This window comes from Ensifer sp. CCNWLY38 (assembly GCF_037120565.1).
In the GTDB taxonomy this organism is placed as follows: Bacteria; Pseudomonadota; Alphaproteobacteria; order Rhizobiales; family Rhizobiaceae; genus Ensifer; species Ensifer adhaerens_H.
This window is the reverse complement of sequence record NZ_JBBBBO010000015.1, coordinates 99,248-117,916: the sequence shown is the minus strand read 5'-3', so window position 1 is coordinate 117,916 and position 18,669 is coordinate 99,248. Positions and strand designations below refer to the sequence as shown.

The following is an 18,669-nucleotide window of genomic DNA, read 5'->3' as shown; positions in this document are numbered from 1 at the left end:
GATCCGCGTCCGCCTTAAGGCTTCGATCACGGAATCAGCAGTGTTGTTCCACTTGTTTTTCTTGTCTCGAGATCCGTATGCGCCCGCCCTGCATCGGCAAGCGGATAAGTCTGATTTATATTGATACGCACTTTGTTGCTTTGCACAATATCAAACAGGGAATTTGCACACGCTTCCAGCGCAGGCCGCGTGGCAACGTAACCGAAGAGTGTCGGACGGGTCGCGAAAAGCGATCCCTTCTGCGCCAGAATGCCGATGCTGAAGGCATCCACCGGACCGGACGAATTGCCGAAGCTGACCCAGAGACCGCGCGGCTTCAGGCAGTCCAGCGACGCCGGATAGGTATCGCGCCCGACGGAATCGTAGACGACATCAACACCGCGGCCATCGGTCAATTCCTTCACCCGCGCGACGAAATTGTCGGTGCGGTAGTTGATGACGTGGTCGTAGCCGTGCGCCAGCGCCAGATCGATCTTGTCCTGCGAGCCCGCGGTGCCGATCACGGTTGCGCCAAGCGACTTTGCCCACTGGCCAGCGATCAGACCGACGCCGCCGGCGGCCGCATGGAACAGGATCGTCGTGCCGGGGCCAACCTGATAGGTCTGGTTGAGCAGATATTGCGCCGTCATGCCCTTCAGCATCATCGCCGCCGCCGTCTCGAGGCTGATGCCGTCAGGCACCTTCACGAGCTGTGATGCATCGACATTACGCTCACTGGCATAGGCGCCGTCGGCCGAGGCATAGGCGACGCGATCACCAACGGAGAAGAGGCTGACGCCATCGCCAACCGCGGTCACGATGCCAGCACCTTCCTTGCCCGGCACGAAAGGCAGGCCAGAAGCGGACTTATAGAGGCCGGTGCGGAAATAGACGTCGATGAAGTTCAGGCCCACGGCAACCTGGCGGATCTGCACCTCGCCCGGGCCTGGCGGCGAGAGCGTGACGCCTTCGAGTTTCAGGACCTCCGGTCCACCGAGTTCGCGTACCACAATCGCCTGTGCCATTGCCTGCTCCTATTTCCGGCCGAGACTTGGAAAAATCTGCAGCACGAAGCCAATCACGTAGAGATAGATGCCTGTCACGACAAAGCCGGTGACTACCCAAACCGGCGTCGCGAAATGCAGGAGCAGCGCATAGACACCCAGCGCCGACCAGACCAGGAAGACGCCGAGGTTCAGCGGCCGCAAACGCTGGACGCGGACCGGGTGGAGAAAGTTGATCGGCAGGAAGGTCAGCACCACGGAGACGAAGACGACGACCGACGCCGTCACCTCGCTCGCCTGTATGACGAACAGTGTGAAGACCACCATGTTCCAGACGACGGGAAAGCCCGAGAAGAAATACTCGTCCGTCTTCATGCCCATGTCGGCATAGTAGATCGCGCTCGAAACCACGATCGCGCCCGCCGCCACGAAGGACCAGGGTTCGCCGATCATGCCGCTCTGATAGAGCGCAAAGGCCGGCAGCAAGACATAGGTCACGTAGTCGATGACGTTGTCGAGCGTGTCGCCCGACCAGTTGGGCAGCACTTCCTTGACGCGGACCTTGCGGGCGATCGGCCCATCGATACCATCGACGAGCAGCGCCAGGCCCAGCCACCAGAACATATCGACGAAGCGATGTTCGGCCGCGGCGACGACGCCGAGGAAGGCAAGAAACGATCCCGAGGCGGTCAAGATGTGCACGGAAAAGGCGCGGATCTCGGCGTAGGGAACTCGTCTGTAGTTAAAGAACTTCATCTGCGGACGCCGCCTACCCCTAGCTATTTCCCCGTACGGACCTGGAGGCCCGCCTCAACCGCTCTGCGGCGCATTGCGCGTAATATGCACCCTTTGCAACGCATCGCCACTAAAATTCAAGCTCGCTCGCTTCCTGCAGCCCCATTGTCCTGTGGACACTTGCAAATTGCTTCTGCGCTGATTCTACCCATTTATTTCGCTCTCGCCCGCGACTAGAGGTATGATCGAGGCTCGGCCAAGACGCCTCGCAGCGTGCGTGAAAGGTTGGTTGCCTCATGGATCACTACGATATCGCCATCATCGGTGCAGGTCTTGCGGGATCGCTCGCGGCCATCGCGCTTGCCGAGGCCGGTTACCACGTCGCCTTGATCGGTCCGGAACCGGCGGTCGCCGACGGACGCACCACGGCGCTGATGGACCAATCGATCGAGTATCTCAAAAAGCTCAACCTTTGGGAAAAGGTCGAGCCGCTGACGGCAGCGCTCTCGACCATGCGCATTCTCGACGGAACCAACCGGCTGCTGCGTGCGCCGCCGGTCAATTTCCGCGCCTCGGAAGTCGGGCTCGACGCCTTTGGTTACAACATCCCGAACGCGCCTTTCATCGACATTCTCCGCCAGCGGGCCGAAGAGAGCGCGACGCTGACGCGCATCACCACCTCCGCAATCGGCTTCGACCTTTCGGATACTGTCGCGACGATCGAGCTGGCAAACGGCAGCCAATGCAGTGCGCATCTGCTCGTCGGCGCCGATGGTCGCCGCTCACCGGTGCGCGAAGCGGCGAAAATCTCCGTCAGCACCTGGTCCTATCCGCAGACGGCGGTCGTTTTGAACTTTGCGCACGAACTGCCGCACCAGAACATCTCGACCGAGTTCCACACCGAAAGCGGCCCCTTCACCCAGGTTCCCCTGCCCGGCAACCGCTCCAGCCTCGTGTGGGTGCGCAAACCCGACGATGCCGCGCAAACGCTGTCGCTGGACCTTGCTGCACTCTCCCGCGCGGTCGAGGACCGGATGCAATCGATTCTCGGCAAGGTGACGGTCGAGGGCACGCCGCAATCCTTCCCGCTCTCGGGCATGACCACGCAGCGCTTCGGCAAGGGGCGTGTCGTGCTCCTCGGCGAAGCGGCACACGCCTTTCCGCCGATCGGCGCCCAAGGCCTCAACCTCAGCCTGCGTGATGTGATGACGCTCGTCGATATCATCGGTACGGCCAAGGGAGAAACGCTTGCCGGCGACATCGGCGACCGATTCGACAGCCGCCGACGGATCGACATAGTCAGCCGCACGGCAAGCGTCGACCTGCTCAACCGCTCGCTGCTTTCCGGCTTCCTGCCGGTGCAGGCGCTACGCGCCCTCGGGCTTCATGTGCTTTCCGCCGTCGGGCCGCTGCGCAGCCTCCTGATGCGCGAAGGCGTTCACCCCGGCAGCGCGCTTCACGCCTTTAGGGATAGCCTACGGGAAAAGATCGGGCGGAAGAGCGCCTGAGCGGATGAGATAAAGCAGGCCGGTGACGGTTGCGACCGACAGCGTCGTGGTGATCAAGATCGTCGCCGAGGCCCGCTCCTGCCATACGCCATACTGGTGGCCGATGACGAAGACGTTCGTTGCCGTCGGTAGTGCTGCCAGCAGCACCGCGGTCTGCACCCAGATCGGATCATAGTTGCCCGTCAAGCTCATGGCCGTGAACATGACGAGCGGGTGCAGCAGCAGCTTGGCCGGGACGATGTAGCCGATCTCGACGGGAATGCGCTTGATCGGGCGCAGCGCCAGTGTCACGCCCATGGCAAAGAGCGCGCAAGGTGCTGCACACTGCGCGAGATAATCGATGAGCCGCTGAACCGGCACCGGCGGCTGCACCGCGAAGAAGGCGGCGACGACGCCAGCGAGCGTCGCAAGGATGAACGGGTGCAGGATGATCTTGCGCACGACACTTGCGGCAAGCGCCAGCGGTTTTTCCTGCCGGCCGCCTGATATCGCCATCATCGCCGGCGCGACGGCGAAATGGGCTGCATTCTCGAAGCTGAAGATCAGCGCAACCGGCACCGCGGCCGCATCACCCAAAGCAAGAAGCGCCAGACCGGGGCCCATGTAGCCAATGTTGCCATAGGCGGCGCCGAAGCCCTGGATCGTCGCCTCGGCAATGGAGTTGCGCCTGATATAAACGCCGATCAGAAAGATCAGCGAAAACACCATATAAGTCGCCCCGACCGTCGTCAGGATAAAGTCGGCGCGCGCCAGTTGTTCGATCGGCGTGCGTGAGACGAGCTTGAAGAACAGCGCCGGCAGAGCGAGATAGATGATGAAGGTGTTGAGCCACCCCATTGCCTCGCCCGGATGCTGGACGAAACGCGCCGTCAGATAGCCGAGAAAGATCAGGCCGAAAAACGGTAGCACCAGGCCCGCAATTTCCGTCATCTTTCCCCTCGCATCTTTCAGTTCCCCGCGCCGGCACCTACAGCGCCGCGCGTCTTATCAGACGCACAAAGATCGCTGTAGCACTTTGAAGTGCTGCATGTTTTGTCCTCTAATCGGGTACGATTAAAGGAACCATACAGTAGCCTTCGCACGCCTAGCCCATGAACCGGGCTGACGATTAGGCCGGCCCTGAGAAAAAGTGATTCCGAAATACGAGGGTATGCCCTAGCCGATTTTCATCAGGATCGGGAAGGTCGTCTGGAACCAGATGGCGACGGAACTGATGAAACCGAAGAGGAAAGCCAGGCCCGCCAGCACCAGCAGCCCGCCCATCAGCTTTTCGACCAGGCCGAGATGACGGCGGAAGCGCAACATGAAGCGCATGAAGGCGCCGGAAAAGCCGGCTGCGATCCAGAACGGAATGGCAAGCCCGAGCGAATAGACGGCCAGCAGCATGGCGCCGTCAGACACGGTGTCGCGCGCAGCGGCAACGCCGAGGATCGTGCCGAGCACAGGGCCAATGCACGGCGTCCAGCCGAAGGCAAAGGCGAGCCCCATGATATAGGCGCCAGAGAGCGTCGCCGGCTTGCCGCCGCCCTGGAAGCGCGCCTCGCGCGCCAGCAGCCCGATCTTGAAAACGCCGAGGAAATGCAGGCCCATGATGATGATGATCACGCCGCCGATGCGCGACAGGAGATCCATATGCTGCCGGAGCAGCATGCCGATCGACGAGGCCCCTGCCCCCAGGGCCACAAAGACGGTTGCGAACCCGAGCGTGAACAACAGCGCCGCCGGCAGGACCGCACGCCGGGTGCTTCCGACCGTCGCCGCATCGCCGCTACGAAACTGGTCGACCGAAACGCCCGCCATGTAACAAAGATAGGGCGGCACGAGTGGCAGAACACAAGGGGAAAGGAACGAGAGGGCGCCGGCAAGAATGGCGGTCCAGATGGAAATATCGGCGATCGACAACGGCAAGAACTCCGGCATGCGGCATTTGGGCCATTCCTTAGCCGCAGGATCATGATGATACCAATCACCTTTTGGCGATCATTGCGCCATGCACCGTTTCTTCACAAAACCCGCAATTTTTCGGTTGACCGACAGGAAACACGCGTGCATATGTCCGCCCACTTCCGCCGGGCTTCACAGCCGCGGCCAGGGAGCGCGTAGCTCAGCCGGTAGAGCAACTGACTTTTAATCAGTAGGTCCAGGGTTCGAATCCCTGCGCGCTCACCAACGAATTCAAGGGGTTAGGGCCATTCCTAGCCCCTTTTTCATGCGCCCCAGCAGTAACATGCTTTCCCTTATTTTCCGGGCTTTTTCAGGCGCTTCCCGCCCTTCCCGGTATCAAAATGGTCTCACGAAAACATGGGCGGAACGCCTTCAGAGCCGTAGGCTCCAGAGACCCTAGCATGCGCCCGGAAGTTGCTACTTGGATGTGGCGCGGCGGCGGCTTTGGCACACATCTACACTAGCTTTGTCACAACGAGAAATCCGTAGCGCGCCTTTTTGGCGACGGTCACCCCGAGGCCCGCAACTTCCGTCTAGTTGCATTGCCGCAGTGTCGGCTCATAATCGCCCCATCGCCGGGCGTAGATAAGGGCCTCGGCGGCTGGAAGATCATCACGCTTTCGCCCCAGTATAGGAGGTCGCGCGATGTCTCCGACGACCAATTCGAAGATGCTTCTCCCCCACGAAATCGACCAGATAGACCAGATTTTTAAGGACGTCCTGCGTGGGCTCGGCCTGTCGCGGAGTAGTGAGGCCGCAGAGGCGATCGCAAGCCGCATTATCAATTGCTACCAAGGCGGCGTTCGTGAGAGCGGCGCTCTGAAACACATGATCGCATTCTACAAATCCGCTGCGTTGGATCCGAACGCGGACACTCTTCAGCAGGGCAACCAAGAGGTCTCGATGGAGGAGATTGCGGGAGGCCTAAACAGCCGGATCACCCCGGACGAACTAGACATGCTTCAACGGACGTTCGACCGGGTGTGCATCTGGTGCAGTATCCCGCGTCATGGAAAACGCGCCGATTTACTGGCCCGGTACATCACCGATCAATTCCGCGAGGGACTGAGCGACGAGGCTGCACTGTTCGGCGACGCCATGTGGCGGGAGCAGAATTCCGACGCCGCTCGATATCGCCCGGATGCCTAGCTCCGTTTCGGGATATCACACTGGACTTAAGTTCAAGATCACCAGCAGGCTATCTGATCTGCAATAATGTGAGGCGCGTTGGCAGCCTACATTGTGCATTCTCGCCACTATGAGGGGGTCATGCCCGAGCGCAAGCCGACGACCTCATCGACCTGCTGAATGTCCTCACGCGATTCCCGCTAAAAATCGAAGTAGACCGTAACGCCGGATCGACGCTGGTAGCGGTAATAGTCGCGGTAGCCATAGTAGCCGCGGTCACGGTAGCCACCATAGTAACCGTAATGGCGGGGGTAGCACCTGCCATAGTAACCGCAGGCGTACCGCCTATCCCACCGACGATCCCACCGGCGATCCGCGCGCCAATGACGATGACTCCGGTGTTTAACCAGTTCGACGGTGTCCGTCTGCACTTGGACGGGCTTCGGCACGAAAATCGGAGCGGCGCTTAGCGGCAGCGCGAAAGACGCAGCCAAGCCAATCGCTGCGAAGGCGGATAAGAGCTTTTTCATCGTAACTCCTCCTATCTGGCGATTACTGTCGGCCTATCAGCCTGAACCTCCGATGAACAATGGACCCCGCACGGGCCGAGTGGCCTGGCACCATCGGAGCCGTCCCCGCGAGCGGTATGCCGGCGGCGCTGGCGTGCAGTTCCGGAACTTCCCGTCGAATCGACAGTTCCTTCCCTGACCACCACAAGGAGAAACATCGTGGCGAAAGATCTGAAAGCGGGCTTCACTGGAAAACCCATCGAACCACCTACAGGCGCCCGCAAGGTCGCAAAGGCAGCCGCCGACGCTGTGCGCCGTGAGGCAAACGCCGCGGCGGTCGGGACCGCAGATCACCCGTACACTGCAGCCGGACTAACGCTTGCCGTCAGCTTGCTTGCGTTTGCGATTGGCTACGTCATGGGCAGATCGTCGGTCGACAGCGAGCAAAGCTACTGGCGATAGTTACTCTGCGCTTAGAAGGTCTGCCGCCGGTTGGTGGACCGCCGGCTGGGGGCCTCGAGCGAGCGATGCCTGACCGTCAGAGATTCCTTGCTCCCAGCAAAACACCACTATCGACAATTGCGCGCGTTGCGTAGATGCTTAAGCTCGCGCTGAGGATGCAGAGTGGTGAACTCCCAGGTTGATTTGTAGCAAAGGGGTGAAAGCATGAAAAAGCTTATCATTGCGATTGGAATGATTGGTACGCTTGCGTCCTGCACGCAGACCGAGAAAGGGACGGTGATCGGCGCTGGCACCGGTGCCATCATCGGGGGCGCCGTGAGCGATAGCTGGGGCGGCGCGGCAATCGGCGCTGTCGCCGGCGGCGTCATAGGCAACCTGATCGGTCGTTCGCAAGAGCGCGCCGGCTATTGCATCTATCGTGATCGCTACGGGCGTCGGTACGAAGCACGCTGCCGATAACAGCAACATTCGGAGCGGACGGGGTGTCAATTTCGACGCTCCGTAGCTTCGAACCTGGCCAGGGGGGCCTTCCCATCGCCAACAACCTAGCCGCCACGCGCAGCTCGCCTGGGGCGGTTGGGCCATGTTTTTGGATGGGCCAAGCCATGCCGGCACCAGCTTCTCGGTGCCATCGACAAGCCGCCATCGGGATGGGACATGCCGCCAAGTACAAGATGACGGTGACGACTAGCATCGTTGCACGCCGGAGCAGCGAGAACTGCCGAACAGCATGAGACGTCCTTTATCAAGCGTGTTAGACTGCAGAAATGACTGACGAAGAGCAGACGTACGAGTATTCAGAATTTTCCGGCCAGTTCAGTGACGACGGCGTCGTCGTCGAATTGCGCATTTATCGGCCAGCGGGCTCGAATCTCGATTGGGTCCTTGAGGTTATCGATGAGGAAGGTTTTTCCACCACGTGGGAGGAACCTTTCCCCACCGATCGCGAGGCCTTTGAGGAGTTCATTGCGACCGTCCAGCGAGACGGCATCCAGGCGTTTACCGACGAACCGCCGCAGACGGTCCACTGACCCCTAGTCCTGATCTGAATATCTGAGATGTCTACAGCGCCGCGCGTCTTATCAGCCGCGCAAAGGTCGCTGTAGCACTTTGAATTGCTGCATGTTTTTGTCCTTTAGTCGGCGACGATTAAAGGAAACATGCAGTAGGCGCATTTGGCGTTCGCCAACACTAAGCCGCAGCCGCTCGCCGCGCCAAACGCATCTTTAGTGGGCTCATGCCGTATTCGCGGCTATAGGCACGCGAGAAAGCCGACAGGCTGTCGAAGCCGCAGCGGAGTGCGATCTCGCGAATCGGGCTGCCGGAATCGCGAACCAGACGGTGTGCGACCTGAAGGCGAAGGCGCAGATAGTAGGCGCCGGGACTGGTCGACAGTCCCCGCGCAAAAAGCAACTCCAGCTTGCGCTGTGAAATCGACAGCCGCTTCGTCAGCGCGGCGATCGTCAACGGACGCTCGAGGGTGCGTTCCATCAGCCGAATCGCTTCGGCAAGTTCCGGATCGCGCGTCTCGATCCGCCCGAGCGAAACGAACGGCTGAACGTCGGTCGCGTTGTGCGTCTGGTCGTAGACGAAGATGCTGGCGACATCGAGCGCCAGCGCCGAACCCAGCCTCTGCGTGATCCAGTGCAGCATCATGTCGAAGGTCGGCGATGCGCCGCCCGATGTCCAGAACTTGCCGTCGGCGACGAAGCGGTCGCCAAGCACGGTCAAGGCCGGAAAGGCCTGGCTGAAGTCTTCGAGTTCTTCCCAGTGGGCGGTCGCCCTACGGCCATTGAGCAGACCGGTTCGCCCGAGCAGCCAACAGCCTGACTCGATGCCGGCGACAATGTCGAAATGCCGGGAGGACTCCTGCAGGATCCCGATGAATTTTTTTCCTACATGCCGGTCGAGATTGAAACCGCCGATCACCAGCAGCGCATCGCCGGCGAGCGGCTGGGCGAACGCACCGTCGACCACGATCGGCACGCCGCAGGTCAACGTCACCGGCTTTCCATCCGCCGAGAGCAGCCGCCAGCGAAATACATCGCGCCCGGAGATGCGGTTGGCAGCGCGCATCGGATCCAGTACCGAGGCAAGCGACATGATCGACGACTCCGGCAGGATGACGACAGAAACTTCGATCACAGATTGTGGACGTCCATCGGAAGGCATGCGGGAAATGTCAATTTTTGAGCGATAAATGTCAATTCCGGAAATGGCGTTCGGGCATTATCAGTCCGTATCGATCTCCCTACGCGCGGCGCTGCAGCCCCGCGCAGAGACGTTCCCCTTTCCGCCTTTTGCCGGAACGGGCCGGTTGGAGCCATCCACCGGCCCGTTTTTTTATGTGCCATCACAAAAGGAAGGGCCGCAGGCAGTCGTCGCATACATCATCGACCGGATTCACTATATGTGATCTCAGTCCGGCCTCTTCGCACAGACATCGCGGATCGGTACGGCGTGGGGTAGAATTCGGACCAACTACAACTTCAGCCGGACATGAGCGAACATATTCGTCCACATTTCCGGACGATCCGCATCGCCGCTGCATCCGTGGTAATCAATTCAAATATCTTTCGGCATGTTTCTATGAAGACCTGCATTTTATCGTAGCCTGTTCTCTCCCACGACTGGATGTGGCGTCATGAGCATCACAAGACTTCTGCTGATCTTGCCGCTTTCAGCGGTCCTGATTTATATTCTTCTTCTTGGCCTCATCTATTTTTCGCAGCGCACCCTTCTCTATCCCGGGGCCGCCACGACTGCCGCACCGAACCCAGCGAGTTGGGGTGAGAACGTCTCCGTCAAAACTCCGGATGGTGAGACGCTGCACGGGCTTTATAGTCAAGGTAAGCCCGACCAACCCGGTGTGCTGCTCTTTTTCGGGAACGGAGATCGAACAGACAACTATGGATTTCTCGCACAGGCGTTGGCTGCGCGGGACATTGGATTGCTTGCGATTTCCTATCGCGGCTATCCGGGATCGACCGGCTCGCCAGGCGAGGACGGTCTGCTGACCGACGGCATCGCGGCGTTCGACTGGCTGGCGCACCGCACCAAGGGGGGCATCGTCGTGCTCGGTCGCTCGCTCGGCACCGGCGTCGCCGTGAACACGGCGGCACAAAGGCCAGTCTCCGGCGTGATCCTTATCTCCCCATATCTGTCGATTCTGTCGGAAGCCCAAGCGCGCTATCCGTTCCTACCGGTCGCGCTTCTCATCAAGGATCCCTTCCGCTCCGACCTCAAAATAGCGACGGTCAAGCAACCAAAGCTTTTCATTCACGGACGATTGGACGACAGCATTCCGCTGTCGTCGGGCGAGGCGCTCTATCGCATTGCGCCTGAACCCAAGCAGATGCAGATCGACGAGCGCTCCGGCCACAACGACATCTGGAACGACAATACGGTAAGCGAGGTGATCGACTTCGTGGAGGGGCTGAAGCGGAACGCCACCTAGGCCGCCCTACGCACCTCGTGACAGGATCCAAAAACTCTATCGAAGAAACAGATCGTTAGAAACTTGGCGACCCCTGCAGGATTCGAACCTGCGACAACCTGCTTAGAAGGCAGGTGCTCTATCCAACTGAGCTAAGGGGCCGTCCCGGGCTTTGCCCGTCGAATGCGACCGGAGGACTTAGTGGGTCCAGGGCTGCATCCGGTTGAAACGGAAGTTGTCCGGGTAGGACACGCTCTTGCGCGTCGCTTCCTTCGGCGCGATCACGCGGTATTCGATGCCGTTGCGCTCCGCATAAGCGATGGCCTGCTCGGCGTTTTCGAAGGTCAGTCGCAGCTGCTGCTTCATGTCGCCGGAGCTGGTGTAGCCCATGATCGGGTCGATGGTGCGCGGCTTTTCCTGATCAAACTCCAGCACCCACAGATTCGTCTTGGCCTTGCCAGACTGCATGGCGGTCTTTGCTGGACGATAGATCTTTGCGGACATGGTTTCGAACGGCTCCATACTTTCGCTGGCAACATTCACGGGCGCCAACATTCCGTCTTCCCATAACGCAGAATGATTTAAAACGGAATGACTTTCGGCCGGATAAATTCGGCTTTTCGGCGGGCGATCGCGCGGGACGCAGGGTTCCGCTGACACGGCCGTGCCGTCGCCGTTCAACAAGTGCCCAAAAGGCAATATCTGACGAAGTGAAAAGACGCAGGGAGGTCAGGAACGCCGCCTTCGGCGTTACGATGGTCGGAGTGGAGAGATTCGAACTCCCGACCCTCTGGTCCCAAACCAGATGCGCTACCAGACTGCGCTACACTCCGTGCCAACGGCGCCGGAGATACACGCTTCGCCCTTGGGCTGCAACATGTAATTTCGTTGACGTCCATACTGACGAAAACCTGCATCCGTCCCACCCACAGTCCGTGGCTGGCAGAAATGGGACAAATGTGTCGGTTTGTCATTCGAGTTTAGTATTCGCTAAATCCATTGCGGCTAGAGCCAACTGGTGCACAACCGCACCGCGCCAGCCTCCCAAGCCCGCCCGAGCATCATCCCATGAACGCCCAACTCGATCTCGCCACCGTTCTGCTGCTTCACAAATCGTCGTTCCTCGTCGGCGCGTTCTGCTTTCTTTATGCCCGTTGGCAGTCGCCGCGGGATGAGGGGCTCGGAATTCTCGCGAGCGGCTTCTTCTTCCTGGCTCTTGCGTCGACGCTCGCCGGCTACGGCGAACAGCAGCTGCTGCCGGCCTATCTGTGGACGCTTTCGAGCTTCACGCTCGGGATCGGCGGCTATGCGCTGTTCTGGATCGGTGTGCGCCGCTTGAGCGCTGGCCGTCGACGCAAGGCGGACTGGCTGGCACTTTCGATACCGGCCGCGGGCGCAGCAATCGGTCTTGCCACGCATTTCCATGTGGTCAACTACATCCGCGCCAGTGTCTTCAATGCCACCGCCTTTGCATTTCTGGCGGCCGCCGCCCTTGCCGTCATCTCCGATCGCAGCAGGGAGCGGCTGCCGGTGCGCGCGCTGTTTGCGGCGGCCATGGCCGTCGGCGCCAGCCTCTGCCTTGCCGTGGTGATCGGCCTTGTGAAGCCGGGCATCATACCGATCACCACCACCTACGCCTTCTTCCTCTCGATCATCTGCCACTTCGCGATCGCCCTTTTTGCGCTCGTCCTCGTCAAGGAGAGGGCCGAAGCCGAGCTCAGGTGTTCGGCCGACACCGATGCCTTGACCGGCGCGCGCAACCGACGCTGGTTTCTCACGCAACTGCCCGGATCGAACTGGCATGGCGACTGCCTCATCATCATGGATCTGGACTTCTTCAAGCGCATCAACGATCGCTATGGCCACCAAGCCGGCGACCAGGCGCTGATCGCCTTTGCCGATCTGATGCGGAAGAATCTCAGAAAGGGCGATTGTTTTGCCCGCCTTGGTGGGGAGGAGTTTGGCCTCTACCTGCCGCAGACCAGCGAAGCGCAGGCGCTTGTCATCGCCGAGCGGCTGCGTCACGCCGTCGAAGAACTCGTGGTGATAGGCAACGGGCAACGCATAGCGCTCAGTGTCAGCATGGGCCTCGCAGCCGGCGGCGACGAAGGTTCGTGGGAGGACTTGTTCAACAGGGCAGACGCGGCGCTCTATGAGGCCAAGCGCGGCGGTCGCAACCGCGTCACGTCATTTTCCGCAACGACTGCACCTGCTTCAACGTCAATGGAGCTGAGTTTCGGCCGCGTCGGCTGAGGAGGAACGGCTACGCCGTCCAAAAAAGAAGCGGCCGTCCTAATGCAGAGGCCGCTCCAGATTGGAGGTGTAATGCCTCATACTACGCCTATTGAGCGAAATTGCCTGTGGCCAAATTTCACCTATTCCGAGCAAAAAGCTACCATGGCGCGTGCGCGTGACCACTCCGCACTTTGCGCGGCACACGCCGCGGTGTAGAACGGGCGCGCAGCCTCTCCTGGAGTTTCGCTTTGCCTTTGTAAAATCCGGTCTCGCTAGTTTCACCCCGTCGCGCCCGACGTTATCGGTTTGATATTTCACGCGTTCGTTGAGGTGACGGTTCGAGACCGGAATGGCATTGCCGATCTCAAGCCCGGTGCAACACCACCAGGCGGAACCATCACCTACAAACGCTGCCAGACCGCGTCCCCGGAACGGGTACTCAAACCGTCGTCTTGATGGACTTCCTATTGGAAGAACCAGACGACATGTCTCATACATTGACGGTCCTGTGGACCATTGAACCACAAACCGCGCCCCGCCCCTGGCTCTCCTGCAGCCGTTGCCGCGGCGCGCGCCCCTTCGAATGCAGCGGCAAGACGCGGCTGAATGCCAACGGCCGGCGGCTGGATGCCTGGCTGATCTATCGCTGCGCCGACTGCGACGACACCTGGAATCGCCCGATCTTCGAGCGGCAGTATGTCCGCGACATCGCACCTGAAACGCTCGATGCGCTTCAGGACAACGACCCGGGCTGGTTTCGCCGGGTCGCGTTCGACGTCGAGGGTCTTCGCCGAAGCACCGACAGGATCGAAGAATTTGCCGATTGCCATGTGACAAGGCACGTCGTCGCTCAACCGCGGGACGTCTGTACCCGTCTTGAGATCGTCCTTGAGGTGCCGTTGGCGGTCAGCATGCGCGCCGATCGCCTGCTGTCTGCGGAACTCGGCCTGTCGCGCAACAGGCTCGTCCAGCTTGAGGAAGCAGGGCGGCTTACGCTGCTGTCCGGCTCACGCAAGGCGTTACAACGGCCCATCCGGGACGGTCTGCGCGTGGCTCTCGATCTCTCGGACGAAGGCGATCGAGGCGAAATCGCCGATCGCGCGGGAAGAATATTGCAGCCTGCATGAACGATTGAAGGAAGCGCCGGCCAGATGCTGGCGCTTCCTTGACTGGGGCATCTACAGCGCCGCGCGTCCTGTCAGACGCGCAAAGGTCGCTGTAGCACTTTGAATTGCTGCATGTTTTTGTCCTTTAACCGGCTACGATTAAAGGAAACATGCAGTAGGTCAGAATTTTACACCGACGCCGATGGTGAGTTGGTGCTGATCGAGATCGACGTTGACGCCGCCTATGTCCTTGTCGCCATAGTCGTTGTAGCGATACTCGGCGCGGCCGAAGACGTTGTCGGAGAACGAGTAATCGACACCGGCGCCGATCGTCCAACCGTTGAAGGTCTCTTTCTCCTTCGAGGCTCCGGGCACATCGACGAAGCCCCGGGTGACCGCCCAGCCTCCTGCCCCGTAGAGCAGCGCTTTGTCATTCAGCACATAGCCGACACGCCCGCGTATCGCGCCGGAGACATCGGTGCCGACTTCGGCGGAGGTTCCGCCAACATCGAAGCTCTTGTCATTCCAGTTATAGTTGACATCGCCCTCGATGCCGTAGACCCAATCACCCTGCTGATAATTGAAACCGGCAAAGGCACCGAGCAGGCCGCCATTGAAATCTTCTGAGCCGCTGGCGCCGGGCGCGCTGAAATCGCCATTCAACCAGCCGCCGCCGCCCTGAAGGCCGACATAACCGCCGGTCCATACGAAAACCGGCGGCGTTTCGACAACCGGTGCCGGCTCCGGCGCCGGCGTCAGGTCTGCCGCCATTGTGTTTTGCGTGAACGCCGCGGCCGCCACGATGGCAACAAGCACATTCCGGATCATCACAGATGCCTCCTGTTGTCTTCGGCAAAACATTAGCAACTTATTAAGTTGAAGTCCTGCTCAAAAGGCTTTGCAGTCGTCATCGAAAGATCGATTCGTCTCGATACAGGTGATTTAGGCTCTGATCCTCAAACTACAAGGCGGCGACCGAAACCGCCTGCCGAAACATCGTCCACTGGCCCGGGGTCATCGACCCGGGATTCGGGCGCCCTCCAGGCGGTCTCCGGCCCGAATATCAAGTCGTTTGACGGTGCCGGCATTGAGCTCGAGCACGAAGGCGACCGGCTCGCCGGAATCAATGATCGCTTCGGAAAATGGGACGGCGTCCTGACGGATCGTCCGCACCACGCCCTTGTTGTCGATGAACAGCATGTCGAGCGGAAGATGGGTGTTCTTCATCCACATCATCACGCGGCGGGTTTCACCGAAATCGAACAGCATGCCGTGATCCGGCGCCATCGATCGGCGGAACATCAATCCCTGCTCGCGCTGGTCGGCATCGACGGCAAGTTCGACGGTCAGTTCGTGCACCTTCCTGTCGGTGGTCACGAGCCGCATCTTGTCGGTGGTGAACTCGACCTCCGCCAAAGCTGCCGCGGTAAAGGCGAACAACAAAAAAAGCGCCAACAGGGCGCTTTTTCCGGAAAGGTTTCGTGTTGCGAGCATCAGTGCGACCGGCTCGTCGGCGACGGGCCGTCCGGATGAATCTCGGCGGCCATCAGGCCCTTTTCGCCATCGCCGAAGCGCACCAGGACAACCTGTCCGGGACGAAGCTCCGTGAGGCCGAAGCGCCGCAGGGTCTCCATATGGACAAAGATGTCCTCGGTCCCCTCGCCGCGCGTCAGGAAGCCGAAGCCCTTGGTGCGGTTGAACCACTTGACCAGGACGCGTTCGAGGCCGCTGGTCGGCGTCACCTGCACATGGGTGCGCACCGGTGGAAGCTGAGACGGGTGCACCGCCGTCGACTGATCCATGGAAAGGATGCGGAACGCCTGGTAGCCGCGATCGCGCTTCTGGATGAGGGCCACGACGCGCGCACCCTCGAGAACCGTCTGGTAACCGTCGCGCCTCAGGCAGGTCACGTGGACCAGCACGTCCTGCATGCCGTTGTCAGGCACGATGAACCCGAAGCCCTTGGCGACGTCGAACCATTTGATCACGCCCGTGATTTCGATGAGGTCGAGAGCGTCACTGCCAAAGTCGTCACCATGCATGACGTCTTTTGAAGATGTCCTATCCGCCATTCTCTCCCAGCCCCTCGTTTACGCGCGACTACCGATACGGTTAACTGATTCTTATTGACCAGAATAACATCGTCCCGCCGCGGATACGCAAGACCCTCGGCATATTTTGGCCGAGATCTAATATGCGGACGCAGCCTTGCCTCTGGCTTGCTGGCGGCTCAGTATACGCCATCTTCTGCAAAACAGGGACATTGCAATGCGCTATCTGCACACGATGGTTCGCGTCAAGAGTTTGGACGAGGCCTTGAACTTCTACTGCACGCTTTTCGGCCTGACCGAAATCCGCCGTTACGAGAACGAGAAAGGCCGCTTCACGCTCGTTTTCCTCGCCGCTCCCGGCGACATCGACCGCGCGCGCGGAGAGCTCTCTCCCTGCCTCGAACTCACCTACAACTGGGATACGGAAGATTACACCGGCGGGCGCAATTTCGGTCACCTCGCCTATGAGGTCGACGACATCTACGGCTTCTGCCAGCACCTGATGGACAACGGCGTGACCATCAACCGCCCGCCGCGCGATGGCCATATGGCCTTCGTACGCTCCCCAGACGGCATTTCGATCGAGATTCTACAGAAGGGCGAAAACCGTCCGGCGCAGGAGCCCTGGGTTTCGATGGCCAATACCGGCGCATGGTAAGCCCCGCGCAATTCTGCCTGGCGAAAATACTCCTATGCGGCCGTTAACACCGGCTGGCATGGCCGAGTCGCCGATCAGCAGCAGCTATGAATGATCTAAGGCCCGGTCGATCCGGGCCATTGCATGTGTGCAACATGTGGGCTCAAGGTTAGCGCCGGTTTACAAATCGCGTGTGGTTGAGTATTTTTTCGCGCGAAACGTTGATGCCGGGTCCTATCCGCGATGTCTCGTGGCGGCGACCCCCTTTGTACTTGGCCTGATCTTTTCCCGTGGCGTTCTTTCGAACCGCCGCGAGAAACATGAGTTTGTTTGTTCTGAGCGATGTTTCGGAACTGAGACTTAATGCATGGCAAGGCGAATTCGCCGATCATGCACGGAGAGCGGGGATAGGACGTTGCAACATCCGGATACGAAGGGCGCAGTGCTCGCTGCCATTGCGCGGGCGGCAGCTTTATCCGTTTCACTCCTGGCACTCAGTGGTTGCGTGTCGGCGGTTGCCGACAACGACGTTACCGCCGGGCTGGGCCTTGAGGGGCAGACCGCGACCCAGGCGGCCGAATCGGCCGAGCAAGGCACGGCCCAGGATGCGCAGGTGGCCGCGCTCGGCAGCGATCCACAGGCGCAACAGGCCGCCACCACGCAGGATTCCGGGCAAGCCCAGTCCCTGACGATGCAGAACACAGGCCTGCGTGCCGCTTCTTCCAGCATCTACGGACAGGCAGCGGCGACGCAGGGCATGCCGAATACCCAGCCGCAGGCCAATGGAACTGTGCCGCTGCCGGCCGGCCAGCCCGCCATGAACGCGACCACCAACAGTTTGTTCAGCGGCACCCAGCGACAGCCTCAGCCGATCATGACGCCGCAACAGGGCGCCGCGAACGAGGCCACCGCTCAGCCGGCAGACACGGCAGTCGCCGCCTACGCTCCCACTCCGGCGCAGGACGCCCTTCCCGCAGCCGTCCCCGTACCGCTCAGCGCCGAGGCGGCCGCCGGCGGCGAAAAATCGGCTGCACCTCAGGCTGTGGCCAATGCCGAGGTTACGCCAGCCGCGACTGAAGTGGCGATCGCGGAACCGAAGCAGGCGACCGCGGAGGCAAAGGAAAGCGACGGCGACAAGGAAGCGCCGAAAACCTGGACACTCGCAACGCTCTTTGCCGGGAAACGCAAGGAAAAACAGCAGGAAGCACTGCGCGCTGCGCCACCGGCGGAAAAGAAGACGATTACCACCACCAATGCGAGCCAGCCGCAGACGGCATCCCTCGCCTATACGCTCCCGGGCGTCAAACTCACTTCGCTCTATAATTTCGAGCACGAAGAGCATCTCGGCGACGACGACGATGGCGCGCCGGTTCAGGTCGCGTCTCTTTCGGGCCTGGCACGACTGGCCCCGAGCGGACTGATCCTGCAGACCGAGAAGGTTGATGCCGGCTGCTTCAAGCCTGAGCTCATGCAAATGCTGAAGAAGGTGGAAACGCATTACGGCAAGCAGGTCATGGTCACCTCCGGCCTCAGGCCGATCAAGGTCAACCGCGCCAAGCAGTCGCTGCATACGCGCTGCGAGGCGGCAGACATCCAGGTCCAGGGCGTCAGCAAGTGGGATCTTGCCGAATTCCTGCGCAGCGTTCCCGGTCGCGGCGGCGTCGGCACCTATTGCCATACGGAGTCGGTCCATATCGACATCGGCGCGCAGCGGGATTGGAACTGGCGCTGCCGGCGCGGCAAGGGCTGAAGCCAACCGTTTGTTTCCATGGGTTATTCTAAGGAATCTACCCTTCGGCTCGCGACTGTGGAATTTTTACAGAAATATGAAAATTGCCGCTTGCGGTTCTCAAATCCTCTGGCTATAAGGCGCCCACACAGCAAGTGCGCCCTTCGTCTATCGGTTAGGACACCAGATTTTCATTCTGGGAAGAG

Annotated in this window: 21 protein-coding genes and 3 tRNA genes; 12 read left to right on the top strand and 12 right to left on the bottom strand. The window is 60.4% G+C overall.

Features of this window, described 5'->3' with window-relative positions; all coding sequences use genetic code 11:
- Positions 1–26: 26 nt before the first annotated feature.
- Both V7S54_RS27755 and pcsA read right to left on the bottom strand, forming a co-directional pair.
- Positions 27–1,004: a quinone oxidoreductase family protein gene (locus tag V7S54_RS27755; protein WP_065373725.1), complete on the bottom strand. Its 978-nt coding sequence runs from the start codon at positions 1,002–1,004 to the stop codon at positions 27–29.
- 9 nt (positions 1,005–1,013) lie between these two features.
- Positions 1,014–1,739, bottom strand: a complete 726-nt coding sequence (gene pcsA / locus V7S54_RS27750) for a phosphatidylcholine synthase (protein WP_065373726.1) — start codon at positions 1,737–1,739, stop codon at positions 1,014–1,016.
- Between the two features lie 275 nt (positions 1,740–2,014).
- Here pcsA and V7S54_RS27745 point away from each other — a divergent pair, with 275 nt between their 5' ends.
- Positions 2,015–3,226 carry a UbiH/UbiF family hydroxylase gene (locus tag V7S54_RS27745; RefSeq protein ID WP_065373727.1) on the top strand — a complete coding sequence of 404 codons (1,212 nt, stop codon included), beginning with the start codon at positions 2,015–2,017 and terminating at the stop codon, positions 3,224–3,226.
- Here the strand turns inward: V7S54_RS27745 and V7S54_RS27740 are convergent.
- Positions 3,194–4,156 (bottom strand): AEC family transporter, encoded by a 963-nt coding sequence (locus tag V7S54_RS27740; RefSeq protein WP_065373728.1) that lies wholly within the window; start codon positions 4,154–4,156, stop codon positions 3,194–3,196. The two genes, V7S54_RS27745 and V7S54_RS27740, sit on opposite strands and share 33 nt — an antisense overlap.
- A gap of 225 nt (positions 4,157–4,381) precedes the next feature.
- A complete protein-coding gene (locus tag V7S54_RS27735; protein ID WP_058322497.1) occupies positions 4,382–5,128 on the bottom strand; it encodes a cytochrome c biogenesis CcdA family protein in 747 nt (248 codons plus the stop codon).
- A gap of 191 nt (positions 5,129–5,319) precedes the next feature.
- On the opposite strand from V7S54_RS27735, the gene V7S54_RS27730 reads away from it, so the two are divergent.
- Positions 5,320–5,395, top strand: a tRNA-Lys gene (locus V7S54_RS27730).
- A 420-nt stretch (positions 5,396–5,815) separates the two neighbouring features.
- A complete protein-coding gene (locus V7S54_RS27725) occupies positions 5,816–6,319 on the top strand; it encodes a hypothetical protein (RefSeq protein WP_065373729.1) in 504 nt (167 codons plus the stop codon).
- A 179-nt stretch (positions 6,320–6,498) separates the two neighbouring features.
- Here V7S54_RS27725 and V7S54_RS27720 read toward each other — a convergent pair whose 3' ends face one another.
- A complete protein-coding gene (locus V7S54_RS27720) occupies positions 6,499–6,828 on the bottom strand; it encodes a hypothetical protein (protein WP_058328168.1) in 330 nt (109 codons plus the stop codon).
- Between the two features lie 198 nt (positions 6,829–7,026).
- Between V7S54_RS27720 and V7S54_RS27715 the strand changes: the two genes are divergently transcribed.
- The 3 genes from V7S54_RS27715 to V7S54_RS27705 all read left to right on the top strand — a co-directional run bounded on the left by V7S54_RS27715 (position 7,027) and on the right by V7S54_RS27705 (position 8,300).
- Positions 7,027–7,269, top strand: coding sequence for a hypothetical protein (locus tag V7S54_RS27715; protein WP_065373730.1), 243 nt, complete (start codon positions 7,027–7,029; stop codon positions 7,267–7,269).
- A 204-nt stretch (positions 7,270–7,473) separates the two neighbouring features.
- Positions 7,474–7,728, top strand: coding sequence for a YMGG-like glycine zipper-containing protein (locus V7S54_RS27710; protein WP_065373731.1), 255 nt, complete (start codon positions 7,474–7,476; stop codon positions 7,726–7,728).
- 308 nt (positions 7,729–8,036) lie between these two features.
- A complete protein-coding gene (locus tag V7S54_RS27705; RefSeq protein WP_065373732.1) occupies positions 8,037–8,300 on the top strand; it encodes a hypothetical protein in 264 nt (87 codons plus the stop codon).
- 160 nt (positions 8,301–8,460) lie between these two features.
- On the opposite strand, the gene V7S54_RS27700 is transcribed toward V7S54_RS27705, so the two are convergent.
- Entirely contained in the window at positions 8,461–9,441 is a 981-nt protein-coding gene (locus V7S54_RS27700) for a GlxA family transcriptional regulator (protein ID WP_065373733.1), read from the bottom strand.
- Positions 9,442–9,469: 28 nt separating this feature from the next.
- Between V7S54_RS27700 and V7S54_RS27695 the strand changes: the two genes are divergently transcribed.
- On the top strand, positions 9,470–9,685 hold the full coding sequence (locus V7S54_RS27695) for a hypothetical protein (RefSeq protein WP_141679349.1): 216 nt from the start codon (positions 9,470–9,472) through the stop codon (positions 9,683–9,685).
- 228 nt (positions 9,686–9,913) lie between these two features.
- On the top strand, positions 9,914–10,726 hold the full coding sequence (locus V7S54_RS27690) for an alpha/beta hydrolase (protein WP_065373735.1): 813 nt from the start codon (positions 9,914–9,916) through the stop codon (positions 10,724–10,726).
- A gap of 64 nt (positions 10,727–10,790) precedes the next feature.
- Here V7S54_RS27690 and V7S54_RS27685 read toward each other — a convergent pair.
- The 3 genes from V7S54_RS27685 to V7S54_RS27675 all read right to left on the bottom strand — a co-directional run bounded on the left by V7S54_RS27685 (position 10,791) and on the right by V7S54_RS27675 (position 11,538).
- A tRNA-Arg gene (locus V7S54_RS27685) sits at positions 10,791–10,867 on the bottom strand.
- Positions 10,868–10,903: 36 nt separating this feature from the next.
- Entirely contained in the window at positions 10,904–11,209 is a 306-nt protein-coding gene (locus V7S54_RS27680) for an ETC complex I subunit (RefSeq protein WP_034791376.1), read from the bottom strand.
- Positions 11,210–11,461: 252 nt separating this feature from the next.
- Positions 11,462–11,538: transfer RNA gene (locus V7S54_RS27675), tRNA-Pro, on the bottom strand.
- A 235-nt stretch (positions 11,539–11,773) separates the two neighbouring features.
- Here V7S54_RS27675 and V7S54_RS27670 point away from each other — a divergent pair.
- Positions 11,774–12,958, top strand: coding sequence for a GGDEF domain-containing protein (locus V7S54_RS27670; RefSeq protein ID WP_065373736.1), 1,185 nt, complete (start codon positions 11,774–11,776; stop codon positions 12,956–12,958).
- Between the two features lie 467 nt (positions 12,959–13,425).
- Positions 13,426–14,067: a DUF1062 domain-containing protein gene (locus tag V7S54_RS27665; RefSeq protein ID WP_065373737.1), complete on the top strand. Its 642-nt coding sequence runs from the start codon at positions 13,426–13,428 to the stop codon at positions 14,065–14,067.
- A gap of 159 nt (positions 14,068–14,226) precedes the next feature.
- Here the strand turns inward: V7S54_RS27665 and V7S54_RS27660 are convergent, their stop codons facing one another.
- The 3 genes from V7S54_RS27660 to V7S54_RS27650 all read right to left on the bottom strand — a co-directional run bounded on the left by V7S54_RS27660 (position 14,227) and on the right by V7S54_RS27650 (position 16,118).
- A complete protein-coding gene (locus V7S54_RS27660; RefSeq protein WP_065373738.1) occupies positions 14,227–14,874 on the bottom strand; it encodes an outer membrane protein in 648 nt (215 codons plus the stop codon).
- A 186-nt stretch (positions 14,875–15,060) separates the two neighbouring features.
- Entirely contained in the window at positions 15,061–15,540 is a 480-nt protein-coding gene (locus V7S54_RS27655; protein WP_065373739.1) for a DUF192 domain-containing protein, read from the bottom strand.
- Positions 15,540–16,118 (bottom strand): cold-shock protein, encoded by a 579-nt coding sequence (locus V7S54_RS27650; RefSeq protein WP_043623636.1) that lies wholly within the window; start codon positions 16,116–16,118, stop codon positions 15,540–15,542. The genes V7S54_RS27655 and V7S54_RS27650 overlap by 1 nt, the downstream gene beginning before the upstream one ends.
- A gap of 196 nt (positions 16,119–16,314) precedes the next feature.
- Here V7S54_RS27650 and V7S54_RS27645 point away from each other — a divergent pair, with 196 nt between their 5' ends.
- Entirely contained in the window at positions 16,315–16,755 is a 441-nt protein-coding gene (locus V7S54_RS27645; RefSeq protein WP_065373740.1) for a VOC family protein, read from the top strand.
- Positions 16,756–17,149: 394 nt separating this feature from the next.
- Positions 17,150–18,484: a D-Ala-D-Ala carboxypeptidase family metallohydrolase gene (locus V7S54_RS27640; RefSeq protein WP_065373741.1), complete on the top strand. Its 1,335-nt coding sequence runs from the start codon at positions 17,150–17,152 to the stop codon at positions 18,482–18,484.
- Positions 18,485–18,669: the final 185 nt, after the last annotated feature.